Annotated in this window: 14 protein-coding genes; 11 read left to right on the top strand and 3 right to left on the bottom strand. The window is 65.4% G+C overall.

Annotated elements, in window-relative coordinates:
- Positions 1–104 precede the first annotated feature (104 nt).
- On the top strand, positions 105–983 hold the full coding sequence (locus tag AOP74_RS00410) for a cell division protein FtsQ/DivIB (protein WP_061960364.1): 879 nt from the start codon (positions 105–107) through the stop codon (positions 981–983).
- On the opposite strand, the gene AOP74_RS00405 is transcribed toward AOP74_RS00410, so the two are convergent.
- Positions 973–1,467, bottom strand: coding sequence for a DUF1648 domain-containing protein (locus AOP74_RS00405; RefSeq protein WP_061960363.1), 495 nt, complete (start codon positions 1,465–1,467; stop codon positions 973–975). The two genes, AOP74_RS00410 and AOP74_RS00405, sit on opposite strands and share 11 nt — an antisense overlap.
- Before the next feature lie 170 nt (positions 1,468–1,637).
- Between AOP74_RS00405 and ftsZ the strand changes: the two genes are divergently transcribed.
- The 9 genes from ftsZ to AOP74_RS00360 all read left to right on the top strand — a co-directional run bounded on the left by ftsZ (position 1,638) and on the right by AOP74_RS00360 (position 7,996).
- Entirely contained in the window at positions 1,638–2,825 is a 1,188-nt protein-coding gene (gene ftsZ / locus AOP74_RS00400) for a cell division protein FtsZ (RefSeq protein ID WP_061960362.1), read from the top strand.
- 3 nt (positions 2,826–2,828) lie between these two features.
- Complete coding sequence (gene pgeF, locus AOP74_RS00395; RefSeq protein ID WP_061960361.1) at positions 2,829–3,542, top strand: peptidoglycan editing factor PgeF; 714 nt, start codon at positions 2,829–2,831, stop codon at positions 3,540–3,542.
- Between the two features lie 88 nt (positions 3,543–3,630).
- A complete protein-coding gene (locus tag AOP74_RS00390) occupies positions 3,631–4,095 on the top strand; it encodes a cell division protein SepF (protein WP_061960360.1) in 465 nt (154 codons plus the stop codon).
- An 18-nt stretch (positions 4,096–4,113) separates the two neighbouring features.
- Entirely contained in the window at positions 4,114–4,413 is a 300-nt protein-coding gene (locus tag AOP74_RS00385; RefSeq protein ID WP_082095900.1) for a YggT family protein, read from the top strand.
- A gap of 109 nt (positions 4,414–4,522) precedes the next feature.
- Positions 4,523–5,410 carry a DivIVA domain-containing protein gene (locus AOP74_RS00380; RefSeq protein WP_061960359.1) on the top strand — a complete coding sequence of 296 codons (888 nt, stop codon included), beginning with the start codon at positions 4,523–4,525 and terminating at the stop codon, positions 5,408–5,410.
- Between the two features lie 140 nt (positions 5,411–5,550).
- Positions 5,551–6,003 (top strand): TraR/DksA family transcriptional regulator, encoded by a 453-nt coding sequence (locus AOP74_RS00375; RefSeq protein ID WP_061961845.1) that lies wholly within the window; start codon positions 5,551–5,553, stop codon positions 6,001–6,003.
- Positions 6,000–6,533 (top strand): signal peptidase II, encoded by a 534-nt coding sequence (gene lspA / locus AOP74_RS00370; protein WP_082095899.1) that lies wholly within the window; start codon positions 6,000–6,002, stop codon positions 6,531–6,533. Before AOP74_RS00375 ends, lspA begins: the two co-directional genes overlap by 4 nt.
- Complete coding sequence (locus AOP74_RS00365; RefSeq protein ID WP_061960358.1) at positions 6,526–7,443, top strand: RluA family pseudouridine synthase; 918 nt, start codon at positions 6,526–6,528, stop codon at positions 7,441–7,443. The genes lspA and AOP74_RS00365 overlap by 8 nt, the downstream gene beginning before the upstream one ends.
- A gap of 1 nt (position 7,444) precedes the next feature.
- On the top strand, positions 7,445–7,996 hold the full coding sequence (locus tag AOP74_RS00360) for a GNAT family N-acetyltransferase (RefSeq protein ID WP_061960357.1): 552 nt from the start codon (positions 7,445–7,447) through the stop codon (positions 7,994–7,996).
- Here the strand turns inward: AOP74_RS00360 and AOP74_RS00355 are convergent.
- The gene (locus tag AOP74_RS00355) at positions 7,951–8,898 is read right to left on the bottom strand and encodes an alpha/beta hydrolase (RefSeq protein WP_061960356.1); all 948 of its coding nucleotides are present in this window, start codon (positions 8,896–8,898) and stop codon (positions 7,951–7,953) included. The genes AOP74_RS00360 and AOP74_RS00355 overlap by 46 nt on opposite strands.
- Positions 8,895–13,157 (bottom strand): DUF3418 domain-containing protein, encoded by a 4,263-nt coding sequence (locus AOP74_RS00350; protein WP_061960355.1) that lies wholly within the window; start codon positions 13,155–13,157, stop codon positions 8,895–8,897. The genes AOP74_RS00355 and AOP74_RS00350 overlap by 4 nt, the downstream gene beginning before the upstream one ends.
- 250 nt (positions 13,158–13,407) lie before the next feature.
- Between AOP74_RS00350 and dnaE the strand changes: the two genes are divergently transcribed.
- Positions 13,408–16,947 (top strand): DNA polymerase III subunit alpha, encoded by a 3,540-nt coding sequence (gene dnaE, locus AOP74_RS00345; RefSeq protein ID WP_152649102.1) that lies wholly within the window; start codon positions 13,408–13,410, stop codon positions 16,945–16,947.
- Positions 16,948–16,955: the final 8 nt, after the last annotated feature.

Below are 16,955 nucleotides of genomic sequence, written 5' to 3'. Positions count from 1 at the left end.
AGGCGACGTCGGCAACCACCTCAGCCCGAGCATCGGCCCGTCCCGCGAAAGGAAGTGAGAAGTCGCCAGCCACCCAGGCGACCCCACGCGCGGGTCGGCTACGCATGTGGGCGCGCACAATCCGACTTCCCAAGCGCGGCTCGGACGAGGCTGTCGCGACAGCCACCTCGACGACGGCGGAGCCAGGGACCGTTGCCACCCCGTGGGCGCGGGTCAGCACGCGTCTGAGCAGCGCAGTCGTCACCGGACGCATGCAGGACCGGCTCAAAGAGAAGCGTTCGGTCGAACGCCGGGTGTGGGCCATCAAGTGGGGCAAGCGCGCTGCACTCGCCACCGCGGTGGCCGCTGCTGGCTGGGTCGTGCTGATGTCGCCGCTGCTCGAGTTTGACGCTGAAGCAATCGAGGCCTCGGGCTACGGCTCGGTCGTGGATCCGGCGCAGGTCGACACCGTGCTTGCCGCGTATGACGGCTCCGCGCTCGCAACCCTCAACACGTCACACGTTGAGAATCAGCTCACGGAGATCATTGGCGTGAGCGCCGCACAGGTCGAGGTGGTGTGGCCATCGGGTTTGCGGGTGACGCTGACACCATCGGAGCCTGTCGCCGCAATTCCATCAGAGGATGGGTTCGCGCTCGTGACCGACACCGGCGAACAGGTGTCGACGAGCGAAGAGAAGCCGGGAGACCTGCCCGTTGTTGCCGTTCCGGTGGGGGAGGAGCATGAGCGGATCCTGTCCGGTGTGCTCGGCGTCCTTGACGAGACCCCGGTGGACCTGCGCGAGCGGATCGAGAATGTTGAGGCTGACACGGAGGACTCGATTCACTTTGTCCTTCGCGACGGCCCGCGCGTGGAGTGGGGCAGCGTTGACGATTCGCCGCTGAAGGCGGAGGTACTGACCGTCCTGCTGGCCTCGCCTGAGGCTGAGGACGCTGAGGTCATCGACGTCTCGGCACCGAGTTTGCCGACCGTCGTCAAGAGTTAGTCCGCGCGGCACGCACCATGCGGACTATGCCGACCACCAGGATGACGAGGGTGCCTGCGAGCGCGAAACCGGTGGCAACCTCGAGGTTCATTCCGTAGGACTGCGCAACCAGTGAGCCGAAGAGCACCGCGATCGCCAGGTTCAGCCACACGAGCATGTCGACCGCTGCGCCATACAGACCCGGTGCATTGTCCTGCGTTACCTCTACGAGGTAGTTGAGAATGTGCGGCACGCGCGAGAGCCATTCGAGCCCCGCGACCAGCGCCACCCACAATCCGATGAGGACGGCGAGCATCACCGGGGATCCCCACCCGTCGGCGACGCCAGCGGCATTCCAGTGAATGGGGATGCGGTCCGGCAACGATGGGTATGCGATGAGTCCGGCGGCTGCGCCGCATACCGTGAGGACGAGGGTGACAACGCGTGCAGCCTGGGTAGCAGGGCCGATGCTGGGTTGGATCCGCGGGCGGGCACGGGCAGTCATGGGGAACCAGTGTGGTGGGCTGATTGAGGCCGCGCAAATGGGTCGAATTCAAGATGCGACACGCGCGCGCCGGTGCCGCCGTTATCGGCGTGCGGACCGTACCGTCATCGGTGGAAGTAGTTGACATAACTATAACCTTCAAGTAGAAGGTTAAGGTTGGGAGAGGGCTCATGGCCGCACCGCAGAATTACATCACCGCCATCAAGGTCGTCGGCGTGGGCGGCGGCGGCGTGAACGCCGTCAACCGCATGATCGACGTCGGCCTCAAGGGCGCCGAGTTCATCGCGATTAACACCGATGCTCAGGCACTGCTCATGTCGGACGCCGACGTGAAGCTCGACATCGGCCGGGACCTGACGCGCGGCCTTGGCGCCGGCGCCGACCCCGAAGTGGGCCGCCAGGCTGCCGATGACCACGAGGACGAGATCGCCGAGGCACTCAAGGGCGCCGACATGGTGTTCGTCACCGCCGGTGAGGGTGGTGGCACCGGAACCGGTGGCGCGCCCGTCGTGGCCAAGATCGCGCGCTCGCTAGGTGCGCTCACCGTGGGCGTCGTCACGCGCCCGTTCGGATTCGAAGGGCGCCGCCGCTCGGACCAGGCAGATTCCGGCATTCAGCGCCTGCGCGAAGAGGTCGACACCCTCATCGTGATCCCCAACGACCGTCTGCTCGACATCTCCGATGCCGAGCTCTCGATCCTCGGTGCCTTCGCCGCTGCCGACCAGGTTCTGCAGGGCGGCGTGCAAGGCATCACCGACCTCATCACGACCCCCGGCCTGATCAACGTTGACTTTAACGACGTGAAGTCGGTCATGAAGGATGCGGGCACTGCACTCATGGGCGTGTCCTCGTCGCGCGGCGAGGGCCGCGCGCTGTCTGCAGCCGAAGGCGCGATCGCTTCGCCGTTGCTTGAGGCCTCGATCGAAGGCGCTCACGGCGTGCTGCTGTCGATCGCCGGTGGCACGAACCTCGGCATCAAGGAAGTGGAGACCGCAGCCCGTCTGGTGCGCGAAGCCGCCCACCCTGAGGCCAACATCATCTTTGGAACGGTCATCGACGACTCGCTCGGCGACGAACTGCGTATCACCGTGATCGCCGCTGGATTCGACGGGGGAGCGCCGACTGTTCGCAAGCACGAAGGCGCGCTTGGCGGTGTAGAAGGTGCCACTGCCGCACCGGCCGCCTCCGCGACGGAGCCCGTGCAGGCACCGGTCGAAAGGCCGGCAGTCGCGCCCGAACCCGCCGCAGTCCCGCAGGCAATCGACGCCGAGCCGGCGCCTGAGACTGACGCGATCGACGTCAGCAAGGCACGCAAGAGCGAAGCCGACGCCCTCGATATCCCTGATTTCCTCCGCTAAGCGGTGATTGACGCCGGTCTGCCGGTCCGCGCCTTCTTCACGACGCGGACCGGCGGACAATCCCAACCGCCCTACGCAAGCCTTAACGTCGCGACCCACGTCGGCGACGACCCTGAGGCGGTAGCCGCCAATAGGGCGGTCGTGGCGAGGCACGCGGACGCGCCCGTGACGTTCCTGAATGCGGCCCATGGAGTGCGCGTCGAGTGGATCACCGAGGCGGGTAGAGAACCACCGCCGGCCGACGTCCTCATCACCACCACGCCCGGCGTCGCACTCGGGGCGATCGCCGCGGACTGCGTGCCGTTGCTGTTGCACGATGGCGGGACTGGCGCTGTGGCCGCGGTGCACGCGGGCAGGCCGGGTCTGTACGCAGGCGTGATCGATGCCGCCATGGCAGCCCTGATCGACTTGCGAGGCAAGTCCACGCCCACGACCTCCATCAGCGCTTCGATCGGTCCGTCCGTCTGTGGCAAGTGCTACGAGGTCCCCGAACAGATGCGTGCGGAAGTGTCTGCACGCCACAGGGCCGCCTTCGCGACCACGTCGTGGGGCACACCGGCGCTCGACCTTCCTCGCGCCGTGGAGGCGCGGCTAGGGGAGTTGGGCGTGCGGACCATTGTGCGCATCCCGGTGTGCACTCTCGAGGACCAGCAGGTCTTCTCGCATCGGCGTGACGGTCTGACGGGGCGTCACGCGGGCGTCATTGTGCATCCGTAGCGATGCGCGGCGTGTCGCTCCCTGATCGATGTCGACGCGAGCCGTACCGTGAGAACAACCACCTGGCAACTTGGTAAGGAGCGGGCCCATGAGCGCCATGCGCAAGGCGATCCAGTACCTCGGCTTCGACACATCGCAGCACGAGGACTACGACTACGCGGACGAGGAGCTTGCTCCCGTCACCCACCTTCACGACGTCTCTGACGTGCGTGATAAGAGCGAGTCGCGCTCCCGCGGCGAGGGACGCCGTGCGTCCGTTTCCGAGACTGACCTGCGTCGTATTCAGACCGTCAAGCCTCGTAGTTACAACGATGCGCGCCTGATTGGTGAAGCGTTCCGCCAGGGCGTTCCCGTGATCATGAACCTCACCGAGATGTCTGACGCGGACGCCAAGCGCCTCGTCGACTTCGCTGCAGGTCTGTCCTTTGGTCTGCACGGATCGATTGAGCGCGTGACGACCGCTGTCTTCCTGCTGTCGCCCGCACACGTGGAGATCGGTGTCGACGAGGAGCCTCAGGCTCCCGCCGAGAGCGAATTCTTCAACGAGCACTAAACCAGTTAGGCTCACTGCGTGGTCTTCGCTCTTGCCGCGCTGAAATTCGCGCTCTATCTCTTCATGCTGCTGCTTTTTGCGCGCATGATTATCAGTTGGGTCTTGGTTTTCTCCCGCGAGTGGCGTCCCAAGGGACCCATGCTCGTGCTGGTTGAGGGCGTCCTGACAGTCACTGATCCGCCGCTGAAGGCGTTGCGGAGTGTTATTCCGCCCCTTCGACTGGGCGGAGCGTCGCTAGACCTGGCATTCTTGGTGCTCTTCATCGGTTGCATCGTGCTCGATGGGCTCCTGAGTCAGCTGATCCTCGTGGTCGGCTGATATTTCCTACTACGGCAGACTCATGCTTCTGCCGATACGTATATAGAGTGAAGTACAACCAGTTTGGGCCGGACACTATGGCCTTGACGTGACTAGAGGTGGTCGACACATGGCACTGCTGACTGCAGAGGACGTGCTGAACAAGGCGTTTTCCAAGACGAAGTACCGCGAGGGTTTCGACCAGGATGAGGTCGACGACTTCCTCGACGAGGTGGCGCAGGCCATCTCGGCATTGACAGCTGAGCGCGATGACCTTGCGCAGCGTCTGGCACAGGCTCAGGCAGGACAGGCCACCGCTCCGGCACCGGTCGCACCTTCCGCGGAAGAGGCCGCGCCTCAGAGCGAGAGCCTTCTCCAGGCCGCAACCGACCCCACGCCTCCGACGGCGACGGGCATGCTTGCGATGGCCCAGCGTCTCCACGACGAGTACGTGTCGGCAGGTGAGGCAGAGCGTGATCGCCTCATTGACGACGCGAAGGTCAAGGCGGAGTCGATCGTTGGCCAGGCAGAGACCGACGCGAAGTCCCGCCTCGATGAGCTCTCCTCCGAGCGCACCGAGCTTGAGGGCAAGATCGACGACCTGCGTCGCTTTGAGCGTGACTACCGGTCGCGTCTCAAGGGCTACCTCGAGAACTTGCTCGGTGACCTCGACCACGGTTCGTCGAACCAGGAGCCCGGCGCCGCGTCGCTTGACGACGCACCCGCACCGGATCGCGTCTCGTTCGGCGCCTCGTTTGGAGCCACGGAAGAGTCCGTCAGTGAAGAGGCGAGCGACTCGGTCGTTTCCGCCCCCTCGGTGGCCCAGGCCAGCGCTGAGGACGAGCCCGCAGCAGACGCAGCGGAGGGCGAGCAGCCCGCTGCGAGTCCGTGGGCCCAGGTCCGTCCCGAGAGCTCGTCGAGCGCCGGTGAGGCTGAAGAGTCCACCACTCCGTGGGGAGCTTCTCAGTACACGCCGCGCGTTCAGCCTCCCGCAGGCGAAGACAACCAGCACAACTAAGCACAACAGCTTCACCAGCGTTCACGCCGTCGTCAGCCTCCGGGCTGGCGACGGCGTCGCTGTGTCTCATGGGGCGTGGCGCTTTGCGCCGGGGTCCGAACGGGACTAGTCTCGCGCTACTACTCGAAACGAGGATGGTCATGTCCAGCACAGATGTCACGGTGATCGTGATCGATCCGGCCGACCTAAAGGCCGCCGACGCCAAGAAGCTCGCAGTGCGCGAGGGGGACGACTCGTGGAAGCTCGCAGAGCTTCGCGCACTCGTCACGACGCTGAATGAGGACGTCGAGCGCCTCGTCACTGAGTTTGAGGGCGTCGAGAATGAACTCGACGATCTGCTCCACACCTCCGAAGGTGCTGGCGACGACCAGGCCGACGTCGGCTCATCCGCTCTCGAGCGCGAGCAGGAGATGTCGATCGTCAACAACACGCGCGACATGCTCGAACAGAGCGTCGACGCGCTGCGCCGCGTCCGCAAAGGCACCTACGGCACCTGCCAGGTCTGCGGTGAAGGCATTGGCAAAGCACGTCTACAGGCTTTCCCGCGCGCTACTCACTGCGTGGCGTGCAAGCAGCGCGAGGAGCGTCGTTGACCTGGCGACCCACCCTGTGGTTGGTCGCACTTGCCGTTGTCCTGGTTGATCAGGCGACCAAGCAATGGTCGCTGAAAAATCTTGTGCCATACGAGAAGCACGAGGTTCTGGGTGACTTCCTGTCCATCCAGTTGGTGTTCAACTCCGGCGCGGCGTTCTCCTTAGGGGACAACTTCACGTGGGTTCTGACCGTCGTCGCGCTGGCGATCACGGTCGGAATTGTGTTCTACGCGCGGCGGGCTAAGTCAACTCTCGCGGTATGGCTCTTCGGCATCGGCCTCGGAGGCGCCGTCGGTAATTTGATCGACCGGCTGTTCCGTGACCCGAGTTTTGGCCAGGGCCACGTGATCGACATGATCAACTACAACGATTGGTTTGTCGGAAACGTCGCGGATATCGCGATCGTTGGCGTCGCCATCGCGGTGCTGTTGCTCACCATGCGAGGGACCCAGCTCCTCACGCCCGCGCCCGGGACCTCGACTGAAGAGGCGCCCGATGCTTCAACCCAGGACAATGAGGAACGTGGCTGACACTCGATATCTCCCAGTGCCCGATGCAGTGGTCGGCGAACGCGCCGACGCCGCCCTGTCGCGAGTGCTGGGTGTGAGCCGCACCAAGGCTGCCCAGTTGCTGTCTGACGGCGCGGTGCTCCTGGACGGGCGTCCGCTGGGAAAGTCTGACCGGGTCGCCGATGGCGTGCTCGCTGTCGACATCCCTGACGAGCGCGAAGCGACCCCTGAGCCGGAATTTCCAGGCGGGCTCACGATCGCCTATGAGGACGAGGACATCGTCGTCGTCGACAAGCCCGTCGGCGTTGCGGCCCACCCTTCTCCAGGCTGGACTGGCCCCACGGTGGTGGGTGGCCTCGCCGCCGCCGGCGTGACCGTCTCTCAACTGGGACCTCCCGAGCGCCAGGGGATCGTGCATCGGCTGGATGTCGGAACCTCAGGCCTGATGGTCGTGGCACGCTCGGACATCGCCTACACCGAGCTCAAGCGAGCGTTCAAGGAACGCACGGTCGAGAAGGTCTATCACGCAATTGCGCAGGGCCACCTGGACCCCACCGAAGGCACGATCGACGCCCCTATTGGCCGCCACCCCAAGTCCGACTGGAAGTTCGCGGTGATGCAAGACGGCAAGGACTCGATCACGCATTACAAGGTCCTCGAGATGTTTCCCGCGGCATCCTTGCTGGAGATCCACCTCGAGACCGGGCGCACGCATCAGATCCGCGTGCACATGACGGCCATGCGGCACCCGTTGGTGGGTGACCTCACGTACGGTTCGGATCCGGTCTTGGCAAAGCGTCTGGGACTGAGCCGTCAGTGGCTCCACGCCCACGAACTTGCCTTCGCACACCCCGCGCATGGCGAGGAGGTCCGCGTCACCTCGCAGTACCCGGATGACCTCGCCTCCGCGCTCGCGATTCTGAGGGACTGACATGCGCGTTGCCATCGTTGGGCAGGGAGCCACGCTCGAGGACGCCATGAAGGTGCGCTTCGAGGTCTTCGTCGATGAGCAGGGAGTGTCGCCTGAAGGTGAGCGCGACGCGCTCGATGACGACCCACGCACCATCCACGTGGTGGCCTTTGACGGCGACGGCATGGCTTTTGGCGCCGGACGCCTGCTGGCACCCCTCACCGACACCGTGCACGGCGAGGGCACCGGACACGGCGTGATGGACCCGTCAACGGCTCACATCGGCCGCCTCGCGGTATCTCGTGCAGCTCGCGGGACTGGCGCGGGCCGGGCCCTCATGCAGGCACTGGAGAGCGCCGCGCTAGAGCACTACGGAGTCGATGGCGGCGTGCGGGTGGAATTGTCCGCGCAAGACCACGCCATCCCGTTCTACGAGCGTCTTGGGTACACCGTCTACGGCGACCCGTATCTAGACGAGGGCATCTGGCACCGGGACGCGTTCAAGGATGTGGGGCGCCTCGAACCTCATCAGCCGAGCGAGTCGACGAACGCCAACGCGGCTGAGGAGATCTGAGAACGCGCATCATCATCGGAGATGGTGGCGACGCCGTCTCCTGGCTGTGGTCCGTAGTCCCCGAACTGAGAGTGGCTCGCGCCGTCGATCACCGTGAAGTGAGCGCTTGCAGGAAGATTCCCGCGTGAGAGCTCGATCGCGTCCGGCGTTGACAACCCGTCGTCGGTGCCCGAGATCGATTCGACAGCGGCCGTGAGTGACGAGCTCATGTCATTCGCGGGGTAGGACGCGAACAACAACAGCCCGTCCGCACCCTGCGCATCCGTTGAGCCATTGGCTTCCATCGACGCAACCACGCCGCCCAGCGAATGGCCGCCGACCGCCCAGGTCGTCAGTCCCGCGTGCGCGGCCCGCGCGCCATCGAGCGCACGTGTGTTGAGGAAGGCGATACCCAGCGGCTGCTTGGTGACGACCACGGTGTGGCCGGCCTCCGCGAGCGGACGCAGGTGAGCGGCGTAGGCGCGGGGATCCACGAGTGCACCCGGCTGGAACAGCACGCCGGTATCCGTGGCCTGCTCCGTGGGGACCATCGTGACGCTCGTCGCGGTCTCGGTCACGGTCACCGCGGCATCGGAATCCATCGCGTCGAGCGCTGGCTCAATAGCGGTGAAGGGCTTGAGCCAGATCAGCAGGCCCGCCCAGCCGATCGCCAGGACGGCACCCGTGATGCGGAACACCCGCCGGCATCCGTGACGAGCCGTGCGGCGCTGCCACGTGAGCGAGCGAATCAGGACGGCTAGTGCCGCGACGGCGCTGAGGATCAAGAGCACCGCGTAGGCGGGGTGGCTATGGATGATGCCGCCCCATGCGGTCGCGAAGGCCCACACCACGACGGCGATCCACAGGACGGCAATGCCGCGTTCGGTCCACACCCGCCACGGGGGCGCGAGGGAGGCGGTCACGAGAGTTCCTTCACAATGCGCTTGGCGCTGATCGGTTCGCTGGTGCCGAGCTGCTGGGCGAACAAGGACACTCGCAGCTCTTCGATGAGCCACTGAGCGCGCACCAGCGCCGCCTCGCGGTCCGCATCGACACGGCCCTTGTCGTACGCGGCACGAGCCTGCTGAACGGTGTCCTCAACATCGCGCACCTGGCCAGCGAGCACCGCGTCGCGATGAGGGTCCGCGACTGCCTTCTCCAGTCGGATGCTCCCGGCACGCACAAAGCGCTCCAGGTGCGGCCACCAGGCGGGCGGGGTGGTCGCGACGAAGCCGTCATGCACGAGCGCGCCAGTGGTGTCTCGCAGGTCCGTGGCCGTGGCCAAGAGGGCGAACGAGTTGGAGCTGGATATCGCGGTTTCGAGATCGCGGTGGGCGGCGAGTACGGCCGATGCTTGGGTCGCCACCGCTTGGACCTCGCCTTCAAGCACATCGCGGATGCGGTTGCGGGTTGCCTCGTAGTCGGCTCGCGTGGTCACGCGCGCAACATCATCGTCGCCGCTGGTGAGGCGCTCGATGGCTGCACGGTGTAGGTCCGTCACGAGTGCATCAGTGGACCGGTAGGGAGAGGTGCCCAGGTTCATGGACTGTTGCGTGTCCCACAGGCTCGTGATCCGCTTGGTGGGGAGCGCGAGCTCGCTGAGCAGGAGCGCGCGCACGCCCGAGCGGTGGGTTCTCTCGACCGACTCTGCATGCGCCAGTACGCGCAGCGCGACTCCGTCGCCGCTCTCGTCAACCAGCGCGGGGTAGCCCCGCACGGTCGCGCCGGCAGCCTCAACGGTCACCTCGCGCGGCAGCGCGTCGCCGCTGGATCCCGCAACGTCCGGCCAGCCGTCCAGCTGAGCCACTTCGATCGCGCTCGATACGGTCCGGGACGCCCCTGAAGAGGTGACCGGAGCATCGGCCGGCTTCCCTGACTTCTCCGGCTTCGCGCTACGGGCCTTCGCTTGCGCCAGACCAGCGGGGGTACCGACTGCAGCCGAGACTGCCGCCTGGGCCTCCGGGGCCAACCGGCGCTGCAACGCGAGGAGCGAGGTCGACTCGTCGAGAGAGTCCTTGCCGTCCTCGACCCGGAAGGTCACTTGCAGGTGCGGAGCGATCCGGGTCGCGGCCTCATCCCAAGCCGCGTCCGGAATCTCGACGTCGCGAAGCTCGCGCACGGCGCGGGTGAAGGCAGATTGGTAGGACTCCGCCATGTCGCCCGCGCGCGCCATGTCTTCCCATGCGGGAGTCTCCCGCCCCATCCACGCCACGACGTCGCGCGCGGTGTCTGGCGCGGGCACGAGTAGGCGGCGGACAGTCTTGGGCAGCGCCCGGATTGTGCCGGTCGCCAGATCATCGGCCATCCCCGGCACCAGCCAGTCAAAGCCGTTGGGGGCCACGCGGGCCAGGACTTCGACGGGGATGTGCACCGTCACGCCGTCGGCGTCCGTGCCGGGCTCGAACTGGTACGTCAGGCGCAAGGAGAGGTCGCCCTGGGGCCAACGGTCGGGGAACGCCGAGGTGTCGACCTGCTCGTGCTCGGGAGCGACATCGGCCATCGTGAACGTGAGCAGGTCCTTGGACCGGCGCCGCTCGTCCTTCCACCACCGATCAAAGTGGCGCTGGGAGATGATCGACTCGGGCAGGCGATCGTCGTAGAACTCCACGAGCGTTTCTTCGTCCACGATGAGGCCGCGCGAACGCGTGCGCGCCTCAAGCTCCTCCGCCTGGCGGAGCGTGCGCTGGTTGTCACGCCAGAAGTGGTGATGCGTACGCCACTCGCCTGCGACCAGGGCGTGGCGGATGAACATCTCGCGCGCTTCCTCGCGGTGCGTCTTTCCCCACAGGACCACTCGGTCCGTGACGATGGGCACGCCGTGCAGCAGGACCTTTTCCGTGGCGACGGCCGCCCCGCGCTTGGCCGACCACACAGGGTTGGTGTACGTCTTCTTGGCGAGGTCGCCTGCCAGTTCCTCGGCCCACTCCGGCTTGATCGAGGCAACATCGCGCGCCCACAAACGGGAGGTCTCGACGAGTTCCGCGGCCATGACGAAGCTCGGTGGCTTCTTGGACAGGGGAGAGCCGGGGAAGATCGCGAACCGGGCGCCGCGAGAACCCATGTATTCGTTGCGGCCGGACTTCTTTGCGCGCCGCACCGCCGCCTCGCGCGCGCCACCACGCAGGTGAGTGAAGTCGGAGGCCTTGGGCTCCTGCGTCACCTGCATGCCGATCTGGCTCAAGAGGCCGGACAGCACCGAGCGGTGGATGGCCTCCTCGTTCCACACGTAGCGGACGGCATCTGACTTCTCGGCGCCGCCGCTATCGGAGTCCGCAGGCTTGGGTTCGTGACGCGTCAGGGTGATGCCAAGCGGCTTGGCCGTCTGGCGAATCTGGCTGACCACGTCCTGCCATTCGCGGATGCGCAGGTAATTGAGGAACTCGCCGCGCACCTCGCGGCGGAACGCGTTGCCGGAGAGGTCGTCGCGGCGGGTACGCAAGTGCTCCCACAGGTTGAGGTAGCTGAGCAGGTCGGAGGTGGGGTCCGCAAAGCGCCGGTGGAGTGTGTCCGCGGCCTCGCGGTGCTCCGCGGGGCGCTCGCGCGGGTCCTGGATGCTGAGCGCTGCGGCGATGATTGCGACCTCATGGGCGACGCCGTGCTTGGCGCCCTCGACCACCATTCGCGCCGCTCGCGGGTCCATGGGGAGCCGGGACAGGGTGCGGCCGGTCTGGGTGAGCCGGGTGCGGCCCTCACGGGTTTCGATTGCGCCCAGTTCGGTCAGCAGCTGCACGCCATCGCGGATCGCGCGCGTGTCCGGCGGCTCGACGAACGGGAACGCCGCGACGTCGTCGGGGGAGGAAACCACACCGACGGCAATCATCTGGAGCAGAACGCTGGCAAGCGAGGTGCGCAGAATCTCCGGCTCCGTGAACGCCGGCCGGCCCTCAAAATCCTCCTCGACGTACAGGCGGATCGCGATGCCGTCGGCGAGACGCCCCGCACGCCCAGAACGCTGATTGGCGCTGGCACGTGAGATGGGCTCAATCGGCAGGCGCTGGACCTTCGTCGCCTTCGAGTAGCGCGAGATGCGGGCCGTTCCCGGGTCAACGACGTAGTGAATGCCAGGGACTGTCAGCGAGGTCTCGGCGACGTTGGTGGCCAGCACAATGCGGCGGGTGCTGTGCCGCTCGAAGACACGGTGCTGCTCGGCCGCACTGAGCCGGCTGTACAGCGGCAGGATGTCGACGGCGCTGGGGTGCTTGGGGTCACGCGCTCGCGGCCCCAGGTGCCCCTCCAGCGCGTCTGCGGCGTCGCGGATCTCTCGCTCTCCGGACAGGAAGACCAGGATGTCGCCGGGGCCGGCCGCCATGAGCTCGTCGCACGCGCTCACGATCCCAGTGACCTGGTCGACCTCCTCGCCGCGCTTCTCGCCTTCCAGCGGGCGGTAAAGCACCTCGACGGGATACGTGCGCCCGGTGACCTCAACAACAGGCGCAGTCTCCGCGTGCCCCCCTTCCCCCTGGCCGTACATACTCGGCGGGCTTTCGGACTCGCGGCCGCCCTGGCCGTCGTTTTTCGGTGACTGACCCGCGGACTGAACGGCAGCATCGGCCCCCTCCACGGCATCGGCCGCATCCTCGGGAAGCGGCGGCAACGGCCCGCCGGGCGCAAAGTGACGCGCGAACCGCTGCGAGTCAATCGTCGCCGACGTGATGATGATCTTGAGGTCGGGGCGGCGCGGCAACAGGTTGGTGAGGTAGCCCAGCAGGAAGTCGATGTTGAGACTGCGCTCGTGAGCCTCGTCGATGATCAGGGTGTCGTAGGCGCGCAGGTCCGGGTCGCGTTGAATCTGCGCCAGGAGAATGCCGTCGGTCATCACACGGACGAGCGTGCGCTCCGAGGACTCGTCGGTGAACCGCACCTGGTAGCCGACGATCTCGCCCAGGGTGGTGCCCAACTCCTCCGCGATGCGTTCGGCGACCGAGCGTGCTGCGATGCGGCGCGGCTGCGTGTGGCCAATCTGCCCCTCGCGCCCGCGGCCCAAATCCAGGCAGATCTTAGGAATCTGCGTCGTCTTTCCCGATCCCGTCTCGCCGGCCACGATCACGACCTGGTTGTCGCGAATGGCCTCGGAGATCTCGCCGCGGCTCGCTGAGACAGGAAGTTCAGTGGGGTAGTCGATGGGCGGCACGGTCACGGCGCGCCTGGCGCTCGCGGCCTTTTCGAGTTCGCGTGAGCTCACCGTGCGGTGGGGATCGGGCCGATGCTGGCCTCGCCTTTTCGCGTTTCCGCGGCGGTTGCGGGATGGGGACGGGGAACTCACGGTGCCATTGTCGCAGGGAGGGAAGGTGCGTCACGCGAACCCTGGATCACTTCGACACGCCGGGTGACCACAGCATCGCCCGTGCTGTGACGGCGTGTTGCCGCAAGATCTGGTTCCCAGGGCCGGGAAGCGAGACGCGATGTCGGTGGACGGTCCTACAATCAACCCCATGCCCGGCAGCGATTTTGTGCACCTCCACGTCCACACCGAATACTCGATGCTGGACGGTGCTGCCCGATTGGATGACCTGTTCTCGCACGCCAAAGAGCTGGGTCAAAGCGCGATCGCGACCACTGACCACGGCTACATCTTTGGTGCCTACGACTTCTGGTCCAAGGGCCAGCAGCACGGTGTGAAACCCATCATCGGTGTCGAGGCGTACTTGACCCCCGGGACGGCTCGTCAAGACAAGACCCGCGTGAAGTGGGGCGAGCGTGGCCAGGAGCGCGACGATGTCTCCGCCAACGGCGCCTATACGCACATGACGATGTGGGCGCAGAACACCGCTGGCATGCACAACCTGTTCCGCATGTCCTCGTACGCCTCGCTCGAAGGTCAGTTCCACAAGCCGCGCATGGACCGCGACCTCTTGCAGCGCTATTCCAAGGGCATCATTGCGACGACCGGGTGCCCCTCGGGTGAGGTGCAGACCCGGCTGCGGCTGGGGCAGTACGACGAGGCGCTCAAGGCTGCAGGCGAGTTCCAGGACATCTTTGGCGCAGACAACTTCTACGTCGAGCTCATGGACCACAACCTCGACCTCGAGAAGCGGGTGCGAGAGGATCTGCTGCGGCTCGCGCACCAGATCGGCGCACCGCTCGTTGCGACCAACGACTCGCACTATGTGAAGAAGGAAGACTCCGTCGCGCACGAGGCGCTGCTGTGCGTCCAGTCGGGGTCCAACCTCAACGAGCCCACGTATGACCAGGGCGGAAAGCGCTTCGCGTTTAATGGTGACGGCTACTACCTCAAGTCCGCCGCTGAGATGCGCGAGCTGTGGAAGGAACTTCCCGAGGCCTGCGACTCCACACTGGAGATCGCCGAGAAGTGCGAGGTCGAGTTCGACACCAAGGCCGACTACATGCCGGTCTACGACGTCCCCGCCGGTGAAGACGAGCACTCGTGGTTCGTGAAGGAAGTCCAGCGCGGCCTGCACGAGCGTTTTGGTGAGGAGATTCCTGGCGAAGTCCAGGAGCGCGCCAATCTCGAGATCGATGTCATCGCCGGCAAGGGATACCCCGGCTACTTCCTGGTCGTTGCTGACTTCATCAAGTGGGCCAAGGAACAGGGGATCCGGGTGGGTCCCGGCCGTGGTTCCGGTGCAGGTTCCATGGCTGCGTATGCGATGAAGATCACGGACATCGACCCGCTCGTTCACCAGCTGTACTTTGAGCGCTTCCTCAACCCCGAGCGCGAGTCCAAGCCCGACTTCGATATCGACTTCGATGAGCGCAGGCGTGCCGAAGTCATCCGCTACGTCTCCGATAAGTACGGCGAAGAGAAGGTCGCAATGATCGCGACCTACGGCACCATCAAAGCCAAGCAGGCGCTCAAGGATGCCGCGCGCGTCCTGGGTAAGCCCTTCGCAGTGGGCGAGCAGCTCACGAAGCTCTACCCGGAGCCGCAGCAGGGGCGCGATATGCCGCTGTCAGGGTTGTTCGATGAGAAGCACCCGCGCTACAGCGAGGGCGCTGACTTCCGCGCCCACTTGGAAAGCGACCCCGATGCTCCTCAGGTTCTGGAACTGGCCCAGGGCCTTGAAGGACTGAAGCGTCAATGGGGAGTGCACGCCGCCGGCGTGATCATGTCCTCCGATCCGCTGATCGACATCATCCCCATCATGCGCCGCGAGCAAGACGGCGCTGTCATTACCCAGTTCGACTACCCGACCTGTGAGGGTCTGGGACTGGTCAAGATGGACTTCCTGGGACTGCGCAACCTCACAATCCTGGACGATGCTCTGTACAACATCGAGCACAACGGCAAGGAACCGTTGGTGCTGGAGGACCTTGAACTCGCGGATGAGGAGACATTCAAGCTCCTGGGCCGTGGCGACACCCTTGGGGTGTTCCAGCTCGATGGCGTGGCGATGCGTCAGCTGCTGCGTCAGATGCAGCCTGACAACTTTGAGGACATTTCCGCGGTCCTTGCGCTGTACCGCCCGGGCCCCATGGGCATGAACTCGCATACCAACTACGCCGAGCGCAAGAACGGGCGTCAGCAGGTCGAGGCGATCCACCCTGAGCTCGAGGAGCCGCTACGCGAGGTCCTCGGCATTACGCACGGCCTGATCGTGTACCAGGAGCAGGTCCAGCGCATTGCGCAGATCGTCGCGGGCTACACACTGGGCGCCGCAGACTTGCTGCGCCGCGCGATGGGTAAGAAGAAGAAGGAGATCCTCGACAAGGAGTTCGAGCCCTTCAGCGCGGGTATGAAGGCCAATGGCTACTCAGATGAGGCCATCAAGGCGCTGTGGAACACGATGCTCCCGTTCGCCGACTACGCCTTCAACAAGGCCCACACAGCGGCCTATGGAGTGCTGTCGTTCTGGACCGCGTACCTCAAGGCGCACTACCCGACCGAGTTCATGGCGGCCCTGCTTACCTCGGTGGGTGCGGACAAGGACAAGTCCGCGATGTACCTCGCGGAGTGCCGCCGCATGGGTATCACCGTGCTACCTCCGGATGTCAATGAGTCGATTGCGTTCTTCTCCGCAGTCGGGACCGACGTTCGCTTTGGATTGTCCGCCGTGCGCAACGTGGGTACGAACGTGGTCGAGGGCATCATCAAAGCCCGCACCGAGAAGGGCGCCTTCACGTCGTTCCAGGACTTCCTCGACAAGGTCCCAGCACAGGTGTGCAACAAGCGCACGATCGACTCGCTCATCAAGGCCGGTGCCTTCGATTCGCTGGGTCACTCGCGCCGCTCGCTGAACGCGGTTCACGAGCAGGCGATCGATTCCGTCGTGGGCGTGAAGCGCCAAGAGGCCACAGGCCAGTTCGATCTCTTTGGTGGCGATGACGATCTCAGCGGTGGGGTGACCGTCCACGTTCCTGATCTCGAGGAGTGGGACAAGAAGACCAAGCTCAACCTCGAGCGCGACATGCTGGGTCTGTATGTGTCCGATCACCCGTTGTCCGGGCTGGACCACATCATCCGCTCCGAGGCGTCACATCAGATCTTGAACGCGACGCCCGCAGCTGGCGTAGCCGATGGGTCTCAGGTGTCGTTCGCCGGCCTGCTGACGCGGGTGGATCGCAGGGTTGCCAAGTCGGGCAACCCGTACGCCATCGTGACCCTTGAGGACATGACTGGCGAGACCGAGATCTCGTTCTTCGGCAAAACCTACGAGACGTACGCCCGGGACCTGACGGACGATGCCGTGCTTGCGATCAAGGTCCGCGCCCGCGAGCGTGGTGACGGTGGTCTGCAGTTCTCTGCTGTCGAGGTGCGTATTCCGAACCTCCAGGTTCAGGACACGTCGCCGCTTGCGATCACGCTGCCCGCGGCACGGGTGAATCCGGCGCTGGTGAACGAACTGAAGAACATCTTGGGTTCGCACCCGGGCAACATCGAGGTTCGGATGGTCCTCACCGGATCGCAGGATCCAGTGACGATGCGCCTGGACGACAAATTCCGGGTCTCACGCTCCTCAGCCCTCTACGGGGACTTGAAGGCGGCATTCGGTCCCAACTGCCTCGCAGTCTGAGGTGACGT

The organism is Demequina flava, from assembly GCF_000975035.1.
GTDB classification, from domain to species: Bacteria; Actinomycetota; Actinomycetes; order Actinomycetales; family Demequinaceae; genus Demequina; species Demequina flava.
Note: the sequence above shows the minus strand (reverse complement) of the source record. Positions and strands in the feature narration are given on the sequence as shown.